The sequence below is a fragment of the Streptomyces sp. P17 genome (assembly GCF_032436805.1).
Lineage (GTDB): Bacteria > Actinomycetota > Actinomycetes > Streptomycetales > Streptomycetaceae > Streptomyces.
The window spans coordinates 1-455 of record NZ_JAVRBF010000330.1; the positions used below are offsets into that span (position 1 = coordinate 1).

The 455-nt window shown below is 42.6% G+C and carries 1 protein-coding gene; it reads left to right on the plus strand.

From position 1 onward, the window contains the following. Nucleotides 1–455 (plus strand): helix-turn-helix transcriptional regulator (locus RMT89_RS41130; protein ID WP_315888864.1); only part of this gene is annotated, 455 nt, incomplete at both ends.

Genomic DNA, 455 nt, shown 5'->3' on the forward strand with positions numbered 1-455 from the left:
CTTTGAGACTAGCACGGATATTTAATGACTTTGCCTTAGAAGAGGTTGCTGAGAAGGTTGGCAAAACACGCCAATACTTGCATAAGCTAGAGACGGGGCAAAGCTCGCCTACGCCGGAGCTGTCTGAGTCTCTAGCTCATGCTTTGTATGTTCTGCCTAATTTTTTTAGTAAAAAAGAGTATCGACTCAACGAAGATCAGTTTCATTTCCGCAAGCTATTCTCAACTAAAAATAGCATCAAGCAGGTCGCAATAGCTCGAGGAGAGATGATGCACCTGCTTATTAAGGAGCTGGAGAAAGAGCTAAAATTCCCTCCTGTGAACATCCCCTGCTTTCAAAACATCATGAGAAATGATGATATCGAACAAGCAGCAGAGGAATGTAGGAAACACTGGGGACTAGGATTAGCACCTATACATAACATGACTCGTTTAGCAGAAAACATAGGTGCAATT